Source organism: Paenibacillus sp. S29, from assembly GCF_049319765.1.
Lineage (GTDB): Bacteria > Bacillota > Bacilli > Paenibacillales > Paenibacillaceae > Paenibacillus > Paenibacillus polymyxa_B.
The window spans coordinates 77,044-94,310 of record NZ_JBMOUI010000002.1; the positions used below are offsets into that span (position 1 = coordinate 77,044).

The 17,267-nt window shown below is 44.0% G+C and carries 11 protein-coding genes; 7 read left to right on the top strand and 4 right to left on the bottom strand.

The window, feature by feature from the left end; all coding sequences use genetic code 11:
* Positions 1 to 97 precede the first annotated feature (97 nt).
* The 7 genes from ACL9RM_RS03365 to ACL9RM_RS03395 all read left to right on the top strand — a co-directional run bounded on the left by ACL9RM_RS03365 (position 98) and on the right by ACL9RM_RS03395 (position 10,651).
* Positions 98 to 1,918: a sensor histidine kinase gene (locus tag ACL9RM_RS03365; RefSeq protein WP_250268790.1), complete on the top strand. Its 1,821-nt coding sequence runs from the start codon at positions 98 to 100 to the stop codon at positions 1,916 to 1,918.
* On the top strand, positions 1,893 to 3,518 hold the full coding sequence (locus tag ACL9RM_RS03370; protein ID WP_250268789.1) for a response regulator transcription factor: 1,626 nt from the start codon (positions 1,893 to 1,895) through the stop codon (positions 3,516 to 3,518). Before ACL9RM_RS03365 ends, ACL9RM_RS03370 begins: the two co-directional genes overlap by 26 nt.
* 136 nt (positions 3,519 to 3,654) lie before the next feature.
* On the top strand, positions 3,655 to 5,337 hold the full coding sequence (locus ACL9RM_RS03375) for an extracellular solute-binding protein (RefSeq protein WP_250268788.1): 1,683 nt from the start codon (positions 3,655 to 3,657) through the stop codon (positions 5,335 to 5,337).
* 246 nt (positions 5,338 to 5,583) lie between these two features.
* Positions 5,584 to 6,474: an ABC transporter permease gene (locus ACL9RM_RS03380; RefSeq protein ID WP_029517681.1), complete on the top strand. Its 891-nt coding sequence runs from the start codon at positions 5,584 to 5,586 to the stop codon at positions 6,472 to 6,474.
* 27 nt (positions 6,475 to 6,501) lie between these two features.
* Positions 6,502 to 7,380: a carbohydrate ABC transporter permease gene (locus tag ACL9RM_RS03385; RefSeq protein WP_061828452.1), complete on the top strand. Its 879-nt coding sequence runs from the start codon at positions 6,502 to 6,504 to the stop codon at positions 7,378 to 7,380.
* A gap of 28 nt (positions 7,381 to 7,408) precedes the next feature.
* Positions 7,409 to 9,496 (top strand): beta-galactosidase, encoded by a 2,088-nt coding sequence (locus ACL9RM_RS03390; RefSeq protein ID WP_323873171.1) that lies wholly within the window; start codon positions 7,409 to 7,411, stop codon positions 9,494 to 9,496.
* Positions 9,497 to 9,598: 102 nt separating this feature from the next.
* Positions 9,599 to 10,651, top strand: coding sequence for a glycoside hydrolase family 53 protein (locus ACL9RM_RS03395; RefSeq protein WP_250268787.1), 1,053 nt, complete (start codon positions 9,599 to 9,601; stop codon positions 10,649 to 10,651).
* A gap of 95 nt (positions 10,652 to 10,746) precedes the next feature.
* On the opposite strand, the gene ACL9RM_RS03400 is transcribed toward ACL9RM_RS03395, so the two are convergent.
* The 4 genes from ACL9RM_RS03400 to ACL9RM_RS03415 form a co-directional block, all read right to left on the bottom strand.
* Entirely contained in the window at positions 10,747 to 12,510 is a 1,764-nt protein-coding gene (locus ACL9RM_RS03400; RefSeq protein ID WP_250261012.1) for a methyl-accepting chemotaxis protein, read from the bottom strand.
* 325 nt (positions 12,511 to 12,835) lie between these two features.
* Positions 12,836 to 13,795 carry an AEC family transporter gene (locus tag ACL9RM_RS03405; RefSeq protein ID WP_025718424.1) on the bottom strand — a complete coding sequence of 320 codons (960 nt, stop codon included), beginning with the start codon at positions 13,793 to 13,795 and terminating at the stop codon, positions 12,836 to 12,838.
* Positions 13,796 to 13,894: 99 nt separating this feature from the next.
* Positions 13,895 to 15,613, bottom strand: coding sequence for an NAD-dependent malic enzyme (locus ACL9RM_RS03410; protein ID WP_023989354.1), 1,719 nt, complete (start codon positions 15,611 to 15,613; stop codon positions 13,895 to 13,897).
* A gap of 378 nt (positions 15,614 to 15,991) precedes the next feature.
* Positions 15,992 to 17,233, bottom strand: a complete 1,242-nt coding sequence (locus ACL9RM_RS03415) for a nitrate/nitrite transporter (RefSeq protein WP_235309484.1) — start codon at positions 17,231 to 17,233, stop codon at positions 15,992 to 15,994.
* Positions 17,234 to 17,267: the final 34 nt, after the last annotated feature.

Consider the following 17,267-nt stretch of genomic DNA (forward strand, 5'->3'; position numbering starts at 1 on the left):
TTGATAATGTATAGTATGTACTGACGGCAACGAAGGTCAGGGCTCTGGCATACCATTTAAGTATGCCTGTTTTTTGTGCAGAGGATGTGTAGAACGCATGTTTAAATTTAATTTTTATACTAAAATCGTCTCCATCGTTATCGTATTGCTCATACCTGTGCTGATCCTGTATGTCTATTCTAATCAGACAACGACAGGTGTATTACGTGAGGAGCTGAATCAATCTAATTATAATCAGCTGACTTTTTTTCAAAACCAGGTGAATACGAATATTGAAATGATTTCCTCCTGGCCGCATCTGCTGATTCATGATCCCGATGTAGCCAGTTTTCAAGCGATTTTTTTGAAGGACAAGGTTCTCAATCTGGATGGAATTAACCTGGTCAAACGGATTCAAACCAAGCTTGGGCTTCAGGAAAGCTCTTCTAATTGGAGAACCGGGCTGAGTATCTATTCTCCTTCGCTTGGACGGGTTGTATCGGAGAATGGAGCAGGTTTATATGACCAGAAAAAACTAAATCAGCTGATAAAAGACGGCTGGCAGGTATCCAAAAAAAGATCATACGGGAAAGAACAATTTATATTTTCATTGTATACATTATCCCCGTTTTCTTCGCTTGGTAATCCAGAAACCGCTAACACGATTATTAAAGTTGAATTTGACAGCAGTAATATTCAGGATATGCTTGACCGCTTCAAAGGTGATGGTCGAAAGGAGCCTTTTTATTATAAAAAAGGCGTAGGAGCGATCTATAATCGTACTGCCAATGAAGAGCTGTCTGGACAGCTGATTTCAAAATTAGAAAAAATGGGGCTCCATGAAGTTGATAATCTGACTGTGAAAATTGGAGAAGAAAGCTACCTGGTTCATGCCGTTCTTTCGCAAACGACGGGGTGGTATTTGATTGATTATATGCCTTTGTCCGATATGATGTCTCCGATTTACTCATCGAATCGACTGTTTTATATAACTGTTGTTGGCTCGCTGCTGGTAGGCTTGATTGGCGCTTACTTGCTTCATTCACAGGTACAAGTGCCGATTCTTCAGCTTGTGCGGGCATTTCGGAGACTAAAGGATGGAGACTATGCTGTTCGATTAAGTCTAAGGGGGAGTCACGAGTTTGCTTTCCTGTCTAGTCAATTTAATCTGATGGTCGAACAGATTCAGGAGCTGTTTGAGAAGGTGTATGTTGAGCAGCTACATGTCAAGGAAGCGCGACTAAAGCAGCTACAGTCACAAATCAATCCGCATTTTTTTTATAATTGTTTTTCGTTTATTACAAGTATGGCGAAGCTGCGCAATCATGAGGCGGTCGTGGCCATGGCTCATAATTTATCCAGGTATTATCGATATACAACCAGACAGGAGCGGGATTTGGTTCCATTGTCAGAGGAAGTCGAATTTGTTCAATATTATTTGAACATACAGCAGATGCGTATGCCAAGGCTAACGTTCTTAATTCATGTTTCTTCACAGGCTAGCAGTCTGCTGATTCCGCCGCTTGTAGTGCAGCCACTGGTGGAAAATGCGGTGCTGCACGGGATAGAGCCTCAAGCGGAGGATGGTGTAATTCATATTTTAACCGAGCGTGTTGGCTCGTATATGTACCTGATTGTGGATGATAACGGACTCGGTTTGAGTAGAGAGGCTATAACTGCCCTGACATCAACGCTTGACAAGCCAGTGGAAGAGGAACATGGATATGGTCTATGGAATGTGCATCAACGCATGCGATTACATTTTGGGGAAGATGCAGGACTGGAATTCTCTTTGTCTCCATTGGGAGGATTGCGTGCAGTTTTAAAATGGTCGATCTCAACAGAAGAAGAGCATGCGAATGGTTTAATTGAGCCTTCGCCAAATTCGAATATAGTTAAAACGGAGGGACCAGATGGTTCAGATATTACTAGTAGATGATGAGAGTTATGTAACAGAAAGTCTGGCAGCTACCATTCCGTGGGAGACGCTAGGCATCGAGAGGGTTCATCAAGCGGCTTCCGCATTAACAGCAGTGGATGTGCTGGAAGCGTACGATATTGATATTCTGGTTACGGATATTCGTATGCCTGGTATGACGGGACTGGAGTTGATTGTTGAAGTAAACGAGCGATGGCCGCATATCCGAAGTTTGTTACTGACAGGCTATGCCGATTTTGAATATGCTAAAAAAGCGCTTCAGCTTAAGGCTTTTGATTACATTTTAAAGCCGGTAGATGATGATGAGTTTATCAAATGTGTGTCAGCCGCTATGGATTCGCTAAAGGAAGAATGGGAAGCATTTGACAAGGTTCATCAATTACAATATAGCCGCAGAAACGATTTTGGTGTACTGCGGACCCATTTGATGCATGATTTGCTACTCGGGCGTGATTTACCAGTACCCAAAATAGAGAGCAAAATGTCTGAGTACGAAATCAAGCTACGCACGGGACATCCTGCCAGTATGCTGCTTATTCAGCTAGGAAAGCATTTTTCTGATATGGACTATCATTCAGTCTCCTTAATTGAGTATGCGATTGGAAATATTGCCGAAGAAGTGTTCGCACCTGATTTTCACGTTTGGCATTGCAAAGCGCCGCATGACTGCTTAATTGTATTAATAGAAGGGAATTGGAATTCATTTCCTGAACGGAGTGTGGATGAGCAGAATCGTTTTTTGAGTGCGGCGATTGAGACCTTTCGAAAAAATGTGAGCAATTACTTGAAAGGGGAAATTTACGTTGCATTAACCGGATGGTTTAAGTTTCCAGAGGAACTGCCTAAGCTATATCAGACAGCGATTAGATCCTTATACTGGAACCATCAGGAGGAGACGGATACACTGCTATTCATAGAAGAACAGACAGAACAGCCACACAGCTCAGTTAAGTCACTGGAGGGGCTATATATGCCCCCTACGCTTACTCATCTGCTTGAATCCAGACAATGGGACGAGGCCGAAGCGAAAGTGAGCCGTGTATTTGGAAAAATGGAAGAGGTGGGATATACACGCGAGCATTTATATGAGCTGTTTATTTCGGTGACGAGCGCCTTTATGTATACAGCGCACAAACAAGGACGTTTCATTACGCAGATGGATCAAGTAGGCTTCGATCCGTTACATGCGCAGAAAATGGTTCATTCGTTCCCCCACCTCAAAGAGTGGATATTTTCCATGATGAACAAACTTAAATCTGAATGGTCCGCAAGCGAGCAAAGCGCTAAAAGCTATGTGGTCAAGCAGGTTCAGGAGCTCATCTCCCAGGATAAAGGCCAGGAGCTGTCTGTTAAGACGATTGCTGATCAGGTTTATCTTCATCCAGTCTATCTGTCTAAAATTTATAAAGCTGAAACCGGAGAAGGTCTGGGTGACTATATTATCCGAATGAGAATGGAGCGGGCTCTTTATTTGCTCAAATATTCCAACAAAAAAATATACGAAATTACGACAGAACTAGGCTACCAGAATCCCCAATATTTCAGTAAGATGTTCAAAAAGCATTACGGAATGACTCCGCATGAATTTCGGGACCAGTAAAGATGGGACCAGTAAGGACGAAACCAGCAAAGATCAGTTGGGAAAGGTGCAGAAATATTTATTTTGTGACATAGGCTGTGAAGAAAAGCCCTCTTATAATAAAAGAGTAGATAATGATTTTTAGAGGGGGAACAATATGCGAGTTCATTCGAAGAAAAAGCTGTTGTCGTTGCTCGCCGCAACTATGGTATTAGGAGTGGGCCTTGTGGGCTGCTCAGGTACGGGGAATGATGGAAATGCGGACAGCACAGCTAAAACTGAAAACGTATACAAAGAAAAATACAATCCAGAAGTCACAATTTCCACGGTATGGGGTGTAGATCCCGCCTTAAAATTTAAAAATGGTGAATCTATCGAAAATAACATTGCAACCAAATGGGCTAAAGAGAAATTCGGTATTAATATCAAATCACTCTGGTCCGTCACGGATACGAATGGCGCATTTGCTACAAAGCTGCGTTTGGCTATGTCCTCCGGTCAGGAGATGCCGGACGTCGTTGTACTGGGGACGGAGAATGAGCAACTGGCACAAGACATGATCGATTCTGGCATGTTTGCAGAGGTGGGTCCGTTGTTTGACAAGTACGCTTCGGATTCCTGGAAGCAAGCGATGAATCAGGATACAAACGTATGGAATCAGTATAGCCGAGATGGTAAGAAAATGGGTATTCCTGTGCTTGATTTTGCCTATAACCATGATTATGTATTGTGGGTACGACAAGATTGGTTGGATAAGCTGGGTATGAAGGCTCCAGAGACGATGGATGATCTGGAGAAAGTGATGGATGCCTTTAAAAATGAAAATCCGGACGGACTGGCTCCGAACAAAGTGATTCCGCTCAGCATCGGTTTCAAAACATCCATGAACACTTGGATGGGTGACCCATCCTGGATTTTCGGGGCATATGGCACTCTACCTCAGCAGTGGAACAAAGGTACAAATGGCAGTTTGGAATATGGCTCCGTGCAGCCTGGCATGAAGTCGGGTTTGCAAAAGCTGAGCGAGTGGCTCAAAAAGGGATATATTCCTCAGGAAGCAGCATTGTGGGATGAAAATAAAACGGCAGAACCTACAGTCGCAGGAACAGCCGGTATGATTCCTGGACCATATTGGATGAGCGGCTGGCCGCTTCAGGATACAGTCAAAAATGCGCCGGGTGCCGTGTGGAAGCCGATCAAGATTCCAGCGGGTCCTGACAACAAAGCTATGCGTCACGGAACGCAATACACCAATGGTGTTGTACTCATCAACAAACAAATGCAGCATCCTGAAGCCTTTTTCACTTATCAAAATTATTTGTTTGACCATTATGCTAATGCAAAACCGGACGGCGATTTGTCGAATGGGCTGTTTAAAGGCTACGATTATGATTTGGATGCGAGCGGAAAGCTAATGTCTATCGATAAAATACCAGGCGGTTATGTAAACTCTATTCGTTATTTGCTGGTTCGTGATGGTGCGCGTATACCTGATGCCCAAATGAAGGCTTTGCTAAGTTTGGCTAACGGCGCAGAACCGAAGACCCGTCTGGAGAAAGATGTAATGGTGAACTACGGGAAAGATACTCCCGCAGCTGCCAAAGTGCTTATGGAACAGAAAGATATCTCCATGAAAGATCAGTTCACGGGCCCTACTACGCCAACTATGAAGGCTAAAAAGGACTATCTGGATAAGATTGAAAGTCAGACCTTCAATGAAATTATTTATGGCAAGCAGCCGATCTCTGCTTTTGATACCTTTGTGCAGACGTGGAAAACAGCTGGTGGCGAACAAATTACAAATGAAGTAAACGAATGGTTTAAAAGCGTCGAAAAGTAAAAACCAATGATGTTGTAACAGAGTAGGAGGGCTGTCCCGAGGTGGGCAGCCTTTTTACTACAGCTTCATCCGTATTGAGTGGAAATGAATGCGCTATCATGGTGTATTTAAAAAAAAGTTTTATTCGTTTGGCGAGCTTAAAAAATGATTGCTTTTGTGCCATGTATGTTGGTTTTTTGAACTGTTGGGACAGCGAAAACGCTTTTATAATTGAAGTATACCATGAGAGTTACAGGAGGAACTGCAATGAGAAGTCTACAACGTACGTGGCCATTTCATATCATGCTGCTGCCAGCCATCATTTTCTTAATTGTATTCAGCTACATTCCGATGGGCGGCATCGTGATGGCCTTTCAAAATTACAAACCTTGGCTAGGCATAACGGGTTCCGAGTGGGTTGGACTGGATAACTTCCGCTTTTTGTTTCAACGGGAGGACAGTCTTCAAGTCGTCTGGAATACGCTAATTATTGCTGTGTTAAAGATGTTTTTCAATCTGGTGGTTCCGTTTGTTTTTGCTATACTGCTGAATGAAATTCGCAAGGTTGGACTTCAGCGATCCATTCAAACACTGGTTTATCTGCCACACTTTCTGTCATGGGTCATCTTGGGCGGAATTCTGATTGACCTGTTGGCTACAGATGGATTTATGAACCGTATTCTCGGTAGTTTCGGGATTCAGCCTATCTTTTTTCTAGGAGATAATAACTGGTTTCGTTTTACTGTCATTGTATCGGATATATGGAAGGAGTTCGGCTACAACACCATTGTATTTCTCGCTGCACTGGCGGGTATTAATCCTTCGTTGTATGAGGCTTCCGAAATGGATGGAGCGAGCCGCTGGAGACAGACGCTACACATCACTGTACCTTCGTTAATTCCGATGGTAGTCGTGGTTGGAACGCTTGCACTTGGCAATGTACTGAACGCCGGTTTTGACCAGATTTTCAACCTTTATAATCCGCTGGTTTACCAAAAAGGCGATATTATTGATACATTCGTCTACCGGACAGCGTTAATCAATGGGGAAATGGGCTTTGCCACTGCTATCGGGTTGTTCAAATCCGTTATCAGTATGATTCTCATTCTGATATCTTATCGACTTGCTTACAAATGGGCAGGTTACCGCATATTTTGATTCCACGAGGCTGAAAGAGGGAGAGTCATGTATCATAAAACAACGCCATACCGCATCTTTAATGTGTTTAATATTTGCTTGCTTGTGATTTTGTCCATCATGTGTATCGTTCCGCTGATTCATGTGTTAGCGGTATCATTTAGTGCTAAATCAGCTGCAGATGCCAATCTGGTTGGACTGTGGCCGGTACAATTTTCATTAGAAGCCTATAAGAAGACGATGAATAACCCGATTTTTCTGCACTCCATCTGGATTTCTGTCTGTCGGACTGTATTGGGAACCGGCTTAACACTGCTTATTACCTTTTTAGCTGCTTATCCACTTTCAAAGGAAACATCTGTGTTCCGTAGCCGAAACGTATATTCATGGTTGTTCGTATTCAGCATGATTTTTAACGGTGGTCTGGTTCCATTCTATATGGTTATTCAAAAGATCCACCTCATGGACAGCTTCTGGGTACTTGTTTTGCCAGGAGCGGTCAACACATTTCTGATCATCCTTATGTTGAACTTTTTTAGAGGAATTCCCAAAGAGATGGAAGAGGCCGCATTGATCGACGGAGCAGGACATTTTCGGACATTGTTTAGTATCTTTTTACCGATATCCATGCCTTCCATTGCGACGATTGCGCTGTTTAGTATGGTATTTCATTGGAACTCCTGGTTTGACGGTCTGCTCTATTTGAGCAATGCAAAGGATTATCCGCTGGCGACGTTCCTGCAAACTGTAATTATTCAGAAGGACATGAGTTCCATGAGCATGAGTCCCAAAGAGATGGAATTACTTTCTCAAACGACGGTTAATGCTGCGCAAATTTTCATTGGTGCAGCGCCTATTCTCATTGTATATCCATTTTTACAAAAGTATTTTGTTAAAGGTATGACGCTAGGTTCCGTCAAAGAGTAATAGAATTCATAGAAGGAGATGATTTGTAGTGACGAATCAAAACATAATCAAGTACCCTCCCATTAGTGAGCGAGTTCCACGTATGCTGCATGGAGCGGACTATAACCCGGAGCAATGGCAGCATTACCCTGAGGTGTTAGCGGAGGATATCCGTCTAATGAAACTAGCCAAATGTAACGTGATGTCTGTCGGTATTTTCTCATGGGTTTCATTGGAGCCTGAGGAAGGCGTATTTACGTTCGAATGGCTGGATCGTATTCTGGATTCGTTTGCTGAGAACGGAATTTATGCATTTTTGGCCACTCCGAGTGGAGCAAGACCAGCCTGGATGTCACAAAAATATCCTGAGGTGCTGCGTGTGGAGGCTAACCGTGTCCGTAATCTGCATGGGTTTCGCCATAATCACTGTGCTACGTCGCCTGTTTATCGGGAAAAAGTACGTATCATGAATACGAAGCTAGCCGAGCGTTATGCTAACCATCCTGCTGTTATTGGCTGGCATATTTCAAATGAATTTGGTGGAGATTGTCACTGTGATTATTGTCAGGAGGCATTTCGCGCTTGGGTCCAGGATAAATACGGTACGCTGGACAAACTCAATCACGCATGGTGGACGACCTTTTGGAGTCATACAGTTACAGATTGGAGCCAAATTGAGTCTCCGGCACCTCATGGTGAGACACAGGTCCATGCTATGAATTTGGACTGGAGACGGTTTGTGACCGATCAGACCACAGATTTTATCAAGCATGAGATTGTGCCGCTCAAGGCTGCCAATCCAGCCATTCCGGTCACAACCAATTTGATGGAGTTTTTTGAAGGATTGAACTACTGGAAGTTTGCTGATCTGCTCGATGTTATATCCTGGGATAGTTACCCAACATGGCATGACCGTGAGGGGGATGATAGCCGTCAGGCTGCGAAAGTGGCCATGATGCACGATATTATTCGCTCAATTAAGGGAGGAAAGCCTTGGATGCTTATGGAGAGCACGCCAAGTTTGACGAACTGGCAAGACGTTAGCAAGCTGAAGCGGCCGGGAATGCATCTGCTATCGTCTTTACAGGCTGTGGCACACGGGTCAGACACCGTTCAATATTTTCAGTGGCGGAAAAGCCGCGGTTCGAGTGAAAAGCTGCATGGTGCAGTCGTCGATCATGTCGGACATGAGCACACTCGTGTATTCGGAGATGTGACAGAGGTCGGCAATGCGCTGGAAAAATTGGAGGAGGTTATCGGTACTTCTGTACCGGCGGAGGCCGCAGTCATTTTTGACTGGGAGAACCGTTGGGGAATCAACGATTCACAGGGACCACGCAACAAGGGGGTGAAATATGAGGAGACAGCTGAAGCGCATTATTTGGCACTTTGGGAGCAGGGAGTGCCCGTAGATGTTATTCATATGGATGCAGATTTCTCCAAATACAAACTTTTGGTAGCTCCGATGTTGTATATGGTCCGCAGCGGTGTGGGGGAGCGTATACAGAAATTTGTTGAAAATGGCGGCGTTTTCGTAGCAACCTATTGGTCTGGTATCGTAGATGAACATGATTTGTGCTTCCTTGGAGGCTTTCCGGGCCCGCTTCGTAAGACGCTGGGGATCTGGTCGGAAGAGATTGACGGATTGCATGATCATGATCGTAATCACATTTTGCCGGTTGAAGGCAATGAGCTGGATCTGCAAGGGGAGTATGAAGCTGTAGAATTGTGTGATCTCATTCATACGGAGGGTGCAGAGGTACTGGCTGTGTACGGCTCAGACTTTTATGCAGGACGCCCGGCTTTGACGGTGAACCGTTTGGGACAGGGAAAGGCTTATTACATCGCATCACGCAACATCGGACTATTCCACAGTCATTTTTACAGAAGTTTAATTGATGATGCAGGAATCAGTAAAGCGCTCAATGTGAAGTTGCCTCATGGAGTGAATACGGCGATTCGTACCGATGGGGTTCATGATTATATTTTTATACTGAATTTCACGCATGAGCCGCAAAAGATTACGTTGGACGGACGAACTTATGCGGATATGCTTGAAAATCATGCGATAGAAGACGGTAGCGTTCAATTGGATGCCTACGCTGTTAAGGTTTTAAAGACAGAGCGCAATAAATAGAACATGATATTAAAGTGTGATCTCTGTCGCTTTCCCGTGTGAGGGAGCTGGTAGATTGGTCAGAGGCAATGAGGAGTATACAATTCGGATGGGAGATGACTTATGAAAACAGGTAACCGCACGATGGTATTTGCGATGTTGATCTTGCTATCCAGCTTATTGTATCCGTTCGGCTATGTAGGGTTGGGTGCGGCTTCGGCCGCCCCTGCTTTCGCCAAAGGAGCAGATATAAGCTGGGTAGCAGGAATGGAAGCGCAAGGTATGACTTGGAAGGATAAAAAGGGTGTTCGTCGGGATATACTGCAAATTTTGCGGGATGACTATCAGATCAACTCGGTACGTATCCGTGTGTGGGTAAACCCTGACATGAAAGATTATGCAAGCGGATACATGAATGCCGAAAAGGCAGCAGAACTGGCACAGCGAGCTAAAAAATTGGGCATGAGCGTGATGCTGACTCTACATTATAGTGATTCCTGGGCAGATCCAGGGCAACAGAACAAACCTTATGCGTGGCGCAATTTCACATTTACACAACTAATGGATGCAGTCTGGTCTCATACGGTCTATGTTATGAACACGATGAAAAGCAAGGGGGTAACACCGGACTGGGTGCAGATCGGTAATGAGACGAACAATGGAATGCTCTGGGAAGACGGCAAAGCTTCGGTGAACATGAAAAACTATGCCTGGCTCGTCAATACAGGTAATAATGCTGTAAAATCGGTTAGCAGCACTACTAAAACGATCGTACATTTAGCCAACGGGGATAACGGTTCCGTGTTGAACTGGAATATCGGTGGGTTGATTGATAATGGAGCTCAGTTTGATCTCATCGGGATGTCTCTGTATCCGTCTCCTTCTGACTGGCAGGGTAAGGTGGACCAGACGATTACCAATGCCAATAACCTCATTGCCAAATACGGCAAAGGCATTGTCATCAGTGAAATCGGAATGGAATATAACGAACCTGCAGCTTCCAAGGCATTTATTTCTGCAATCAAAACAAAGGTTCGGAACATTGGAGGCGGCAAGGGTACAGGGGTATTTTATTGGGAGCCGGCTGCAACTCCAGGTTACAATCAAGGTTATAACAAAGGTGCTTGGCAGGCTGACGGTAAACCAACCTCAGCTTTGGAAGGGTTTATAAATTAAGAAGTATGTAAGAGTATATCAAAGAACCTCTAGTACGCTTCTATGCAAACTAGAGGTTCTTTATTGTTATCTTGAGTTACTTGGAAGTTATAAAATTAGGCTTCCCGGTTCACCTTGAAGAACGAAATGAGCTCTTCCAGCTCCCCGGACATCAATGTAAGCTTGTCAGAAGCTTGGACAATAGAAGCCATAGACTCAGCCTGTTCTCCAATGGTATGCTCGATTTGTTTACTGCTGTCGACTGTTTTACTAACTGTCGAAGACAGCTCGTCAGAGGTAGCTGACATTTCCTGCGTGCTGGCTGAAATCTGCTCCGTTGCGCTGGATACCTCTTGAATTTGTGACGACACTTTATTAGACGCATCTAAAATTTCAGAGAACATTTCGCCTGTTTGCTTCGTAACTTCTAGCCCAATGTGAACTTCTTTTGTACCAAGGCTGATGCCTTTTACAGTCTGCTCAATTTCTTTTTGGATTTCTTCAATAAGCTCTGCAATTTGTTTGGCAGACTCTTGAGACTGTTCAGCCAAATTACGCACCTCTCCCGCTACTACTGCAAAACCTTTGCCCTCTTCACCGACTCTGGCAGCTTCAATAGAAGCGTTCAGTGCAAGCAGATTCGTTTGACTGGCAATGCCTGTAATGATGCTGACGATATTGCTGATTTCGTTAGAACGGTTCTGCAGCGCATTAACGGAATCAGCTGTACTTTCCATTGTAGTGGAGATGGAGTCCATTTGAGCGGAAAGCTTTTGGGCTACCTGATTGCCTTCAACGGAGCGTTTTTCCATAGAATAAGCTTGATCGGCTACGGAAGAGGAGCTTTCGGCAATCGTTTGGATAACTGTCGACATTTCATTCATAGCTCTGGAGCTTTCAAGTGCTGCGTGATCCTGAGCTTCAAGCCCCTGGGTTATTTCCTGAATATTGCTGTTAATGACGTTCGTATTCGTACTGTTTTTCTCGCTAATGCTTAACAATTCCTGGGCAGATCCCGTAACTTCTTGCGTCGTATCCTGTACTTTCACCATGGTATCGTTAAGGCGTTTGATCATAGAATTAAATTTTTGATTGATAATGCCAAGGTCGTCCTCGCCTGTCTTGATTTTTACATTCAGATTCCCCTCGCTGACTTCCTCAATGCCCTTCATCAAGCTACGAATCGGGGAGAGGGTCCGTTTTACCAGTAAATATTGGACCGTTAAGAAGATCGCAAGGAACAGAATGAGCAATGAAACACCATATACAAGCAATTTATGAAGTCCGTTAGGTACAGAGCTCGCGTCTACGTCAAAGTATATCGCACTTGTGATTTTACCGCTTTCATCTGTAATTGGGTAAACAATGGTCGTCCATGTGCCAAAATCGTCAGTATAAAAGCTGCTAAACGCTGAGTCTTTAGATTGAAGCATTTTATTTACACCTTGTACATTTTCGTCTGGAAGAGTGTACATATCCCCAATATTCATCTTCGAGTCTTGGAAAGCTTGGACTAAATTTGTGGGAACGCCAATAATGGAGGTTTGATTTCCTTCTTTTAGCTCTGTGCCGAATATGTAAGCTTGGGCAACGTTAGGATAAAGTGTGTGAATAGAATCGAGAAATTTGCGTAAATCTTGTTGAACAGAGCCGTTATAATCTTTTTCATTCAATGCTTGTTGTACTTTTGTTTTGTCAACATCTTCTGCCCATTTTTTAGTCAATACTTTAACTTGGTCTTGCAGCTGCGTGGTGAGAATGTTCTTTTGAAGTATATAGCTGGATGTGATGAGAATAGCACCTATTAATACGATGTTAAGAAAAGAGATTAATAGATTTTTACCAAAAAAGGACATAGTTCTCCACTTCAAGTTTTTCACGTTTTCTTCTCCTTTGAATTAGCAATTTAGTTTCATATACAACCTACCCCATATATATTTCGACAATTTGCTTTCTAAATGTTAGGTATTTATTAAAAGGGAGAGTAGAAGGTTATTCAAAAAGAACGGCGGCCCCTAGTGAATGAAACGATGGGACCGCCGCTTGTCGGCAAAACTGGATTTTGTGTTGTTTTTCCAACTCAATTCTTACTAAATCACTTTATTGTTCAAACAATATTTAAAAAATAAGATAAATGAGAGCAAACGGGTATACTTTATACCTATAAATACCTGGATTGCATTGAGGGTTCTTAAGTTTCTGCCCCTATAAAAGAAGTGAAATGAGTAAGGGTAGTGAAATGAGCGATAAGACTGAGCTAATAACAAATGCAGATGCAGCTTCCGTTTCCAGTGTTTCATAACGGGTAGCAATCATAGCGGCCACAGCCGAGCCGGGAAAAGCGACAAGCAGTACGGCTTTGGTTACATCTTCATGGGATAGTCCTATCAGAACAGCAATACCGAGCATAACAATAGGCATCACGATGGCTTTCAGCACAGCGATGCTAAGTGCTTTTGGACTGAACGTAATCTTTTTGATACCAATGGTTACCCCGATGGCAAATAGGGCTGTACCAGCAGTAATATTGCCGATTTGATCAAACATGGATTGCAAAAGTTTCGGAGCGTGGAATCCACATAGAGTCAATACGACACCAAACAAGGGTACGCAGGCAAGCGGCTCGCTGAGTCCATGAAGGACTGATTTCATAGTGACTTTAAATAAGTTGCCTTTAGTGCCGTCGGATTCTGTTGTTTTGCGCTGACCGACCGTTCCCAAAATACTTGCAAGCGGATCAAGAATGGCATTAACGACGATCCCAGTAATCGCAATCGGGATGGCGACTGCCGCACTTCCGAACAAGCTGCCCAGAACCGGAATTCCCATGAATGCAAAAGAAGGCTGTGTTGAATTCAATGCGAACATGGAGGATTCAGTCAGGCCTTTTTTGGCAATTAAGCGATAAACAATGAGCAATACAATATAAAAGCCGATTACACCAAGTAGCAAAGCCACAAGAAAGGGCCACTTTTGAATCAACGTCTCTCTGGGTGTCGTCGTAATACCAATAAACAAGTGTGCAGGTAGAGCAAACTTCGTCACAAGTGTATTTAATCCCTTAGAAGAAGCAGGGTTAAAGGCCTTGAACAATCCTGCGAAATAACCAATTAAAATGACAAAGAAAATAGGAATTAAGATAATAAAAATATGACCTGTAGCCATGATGTCGCCTCCAATGAAGATGTCCGCCAAAAATGGCGGACATCAATTAAATAATCACTTTGCGTATGCAAGTACAAATTTGATGTTGTTCGCTATTTTTTAAACCAGGACGGCTTCCTGACCATATTGTTTGATGGGTTTATATTTGCAGTCCCACATCGCATCTCGAACCGCTTGTGCGATATCGTCCGGTTGATGACGCGCTACTCCATCCTGAACTGCTGCCTTAGCTACAGCCACGGCTACCGCTTCAGATACTTCTCGTAGCTCATTGATTTTTGGCAGCAGGGAAGCACCAGGCTGCGACAAATCAACCATTTGAGCTACTGCATGGGCAGCTGCTGCAAACATGCTATCTGTTATAATTTTGGATTTTACCACGATTGCGCCGAGACCCAGACCCGGGAATACGAAAGCATTGTTGGATTGCCCAATTTCAAACTTAATATTGTTATAGATCACCGGCTCGAAAGGACTTCCTGTTGCAATGAGGGCTTTTCCTTCGGTCCAGTGGATCAAATCTTGCGGAGTTGCTTCTGCCAGTGGAGTCGGGTTGGACATAGGCATAATAATAGGACGTTCTGTATGTTTGGCCATTTCTTTAACGATTTCCTCACTAAATGCCCCAGTAACACCGGAAGTACCGATCATAATCGTCGGTTTCACGCGGCGAATGACTTCAAGCAAAGGGATTTTGCCATCCTCAGCATGTTCCCAGTCACGGCATTCTGCAACATCACGCACATAAGGGACCTGGAATGGAAAAAGTCCTTCTGTTTCGTTGGTAAGCAGTCCACGGTAATCATAAGCCCAGAAGTTACGTCTTGCTTCTGCTTCTGACAGTCCTTCCAGCATCATGGCGGCGCTAATTTGGTCTGCATTGCCGATTCCAGCAGCTCCTGGACCAAAGACTAGAACCCGATGCTTGCTCAGTGGGATTCCGGACAATTGAACACCAGACATCACACCTGCGAGCGTAACCGCTCCAGTACCTTGAATATCGTCATTAAAAGTCAAAATACTATTTCCGTATTTATTGATAATGTTCCGTGCGTTGACATTGCCCAGATCTTCCCAGTGCAGCAGGGCATTCGGGAAAAAGGACAGTGCAGCTTGAACATAAGTGTCAATAAATTGGTCATATTGTTCTCCACGTACACGTTTATGACGATTCCCCATGTATAAAGGATCTTCCAATAGTTTCTCGTTGTTTGTACCTGCATCAAGAACAACTGCTAGCACCCGGCTAGGATCTATACCAGCCGCAGCTGTATACACAGCAAGCTTACCAATAGAGATATTAATACCTCCGACTCCCCAGTCCCCGATTCCCAAAATACTCTCGGAATCTGTGGCTACGATCAGGTCGATATCATCAGGGTCTAGGTTCAAATTCTTAAAAGCCTCTCCAATACCCGCAAGATTATCGATAGATAAATACATACCACCAGGCTTGTGATATTCATGACTGTATTCCTGTATAGCCTGGCCTACTGTTGGTGTATAAACAATCGGGAGCATTTCGCTGAGGTGCTCAGAGAGCAAACGATAATAAAGGACGGTATTCCGATTAAAAAGATCATTTAACGCAACATTTTTACGCAAATTATCCGGTTGGCTCTGAAATTGCTCGTAAACCCGCTGAACCTGCTCCTCAATAGTTAATATCGTAGGAGGAAGGAGACCATCAAGTCCAAGCTGTTTCCGTTCTTCCAGAGTAAAAGCCACTCCTTTATTCAGCAGGGGGTTGGCAAGTAGATCTTTTCCGGTTAATTTGGTTTCGATAGATCCGTCTTCCGTAAAATGAAAAGCACGCATTTCAATTCCTTCTTTCTAAAAAATTACATTTTGTTAATCCTTGAACAATTCGTGAACAAGTATACGCCTTATTTTAAACCAAGTGAAGAAGTATGTTGTGTGAAAAATGGTTATATAAGTGTTTACATAAGAAAAATTATGAAAATGAAAGCGATTTTCAATGTTTTTCGAATGAAAATTTCATTTAATTTTCATAATATTTTCGGAAAATATTGATTCAATGTGATAATTATCATAGTTTTTATAGGTGTGATTCGACTGAGTGTGCATGAAAAATAGCTTAACTTCATTTTATATAAACGAAGTTAAGCTATTTTTTTGGCTATAGGGATGGTTGAGGGACAATTCAATGCTTCGCAGCTCTATGTTTAATGAACATCAGGCATTTAATTCTCCGATGCGCTTGACGGCTTCATCAGTAACTGTAGCAGAGCGTCGCATCCAGCTGTTACGCCATTTCAATTGCATGATGATGACGAGGGTAAAGGCACAGAATGTGATCAGGCTCAGACAGATGAAGCCTGGCATATAGGAACCTGTTGATTTGTATAGATGACCCAGTATAAGGGGAAGAAAGTACCCGCCTATGCCACCAGCAGCGCCGACGATACCGGTCATGAGCCCGATTTCGTTGCCGAACCGCTGCGGAACGAGCTGGAATACGGAGCCGTTGCCAGCGCCAAGGCACATCATGCCTACGAACAGCAGAACGACTACCACGGCAAGTGGCGGTAAAAACGCAATGCCGGCGAGCATAATCCCGGCTCCTGCATACAAGTACATTAACATGCGTGAACCACCAATCCGGTCGGACAAAAAGCCACCTACAGGACGAAAGAAGCTTCCGGCAATCACACAAATGGTCGCAAAATCGGCGGCATGTACCGCGGAGAGGCCATATTGGGTATTAAAGAAAATAGTCAAATAATTAGAAAGGCCAACGAATCCGCCAAACGTCACGCAGTAAAAGGCACAGAATACCCAGGCATCCCTCTGTTTGAGCACCGAAGCATATTGCGACAGACTTTTTGGTGCTGGGCGGTGAGGGCTGTTGCGGGCAAAAATACTGAACAGAACGAAGACGGTTAAGATGGGGAGGATGGCCAATCCGAAAACGGCTTCCCAACTGCCAAAATGTTGAGCAATGCGGTTGGCGAACAATGTCGCAAGGACGGTACCGCTATTCCCGGCACCGGCAATTCCCATAGCCAAGCCTTGATGCTCTTTGGGGTACCATTGACTGGCCAACGGCAGCGCAGCTGCAAATGATGCTCCAGCTACGCCTAGGAGCAGGGCAACAACGTACATGTGCTCTAGCGAATCAACCCACAGCCAGCCGAGCAAGAGAGGGATTATCGTGACAAGCATACCAATCTGTCCCGTGAGCTTCGGACCGATATAATCCGACATGAATCCGAGCACGAGCCGCAGCAGGGAACCACCGAGTATAGGTAGGGCGACAAGATTGGCTTTTTGTACAGGGTCCATTGGATAATCATTAGCAATTACAACGGCCAATGGTCCGATCATTCCCCATATCATAAAACTGATATCAAAATACAGAAAGGAGCCAAATAGGGTGGGCTTGTGTCCGCTTTTCCAGAAACTTTTTTTGTTCATTCTCCATCTCTCCTGTTCTAATTGTTGTTCTTTG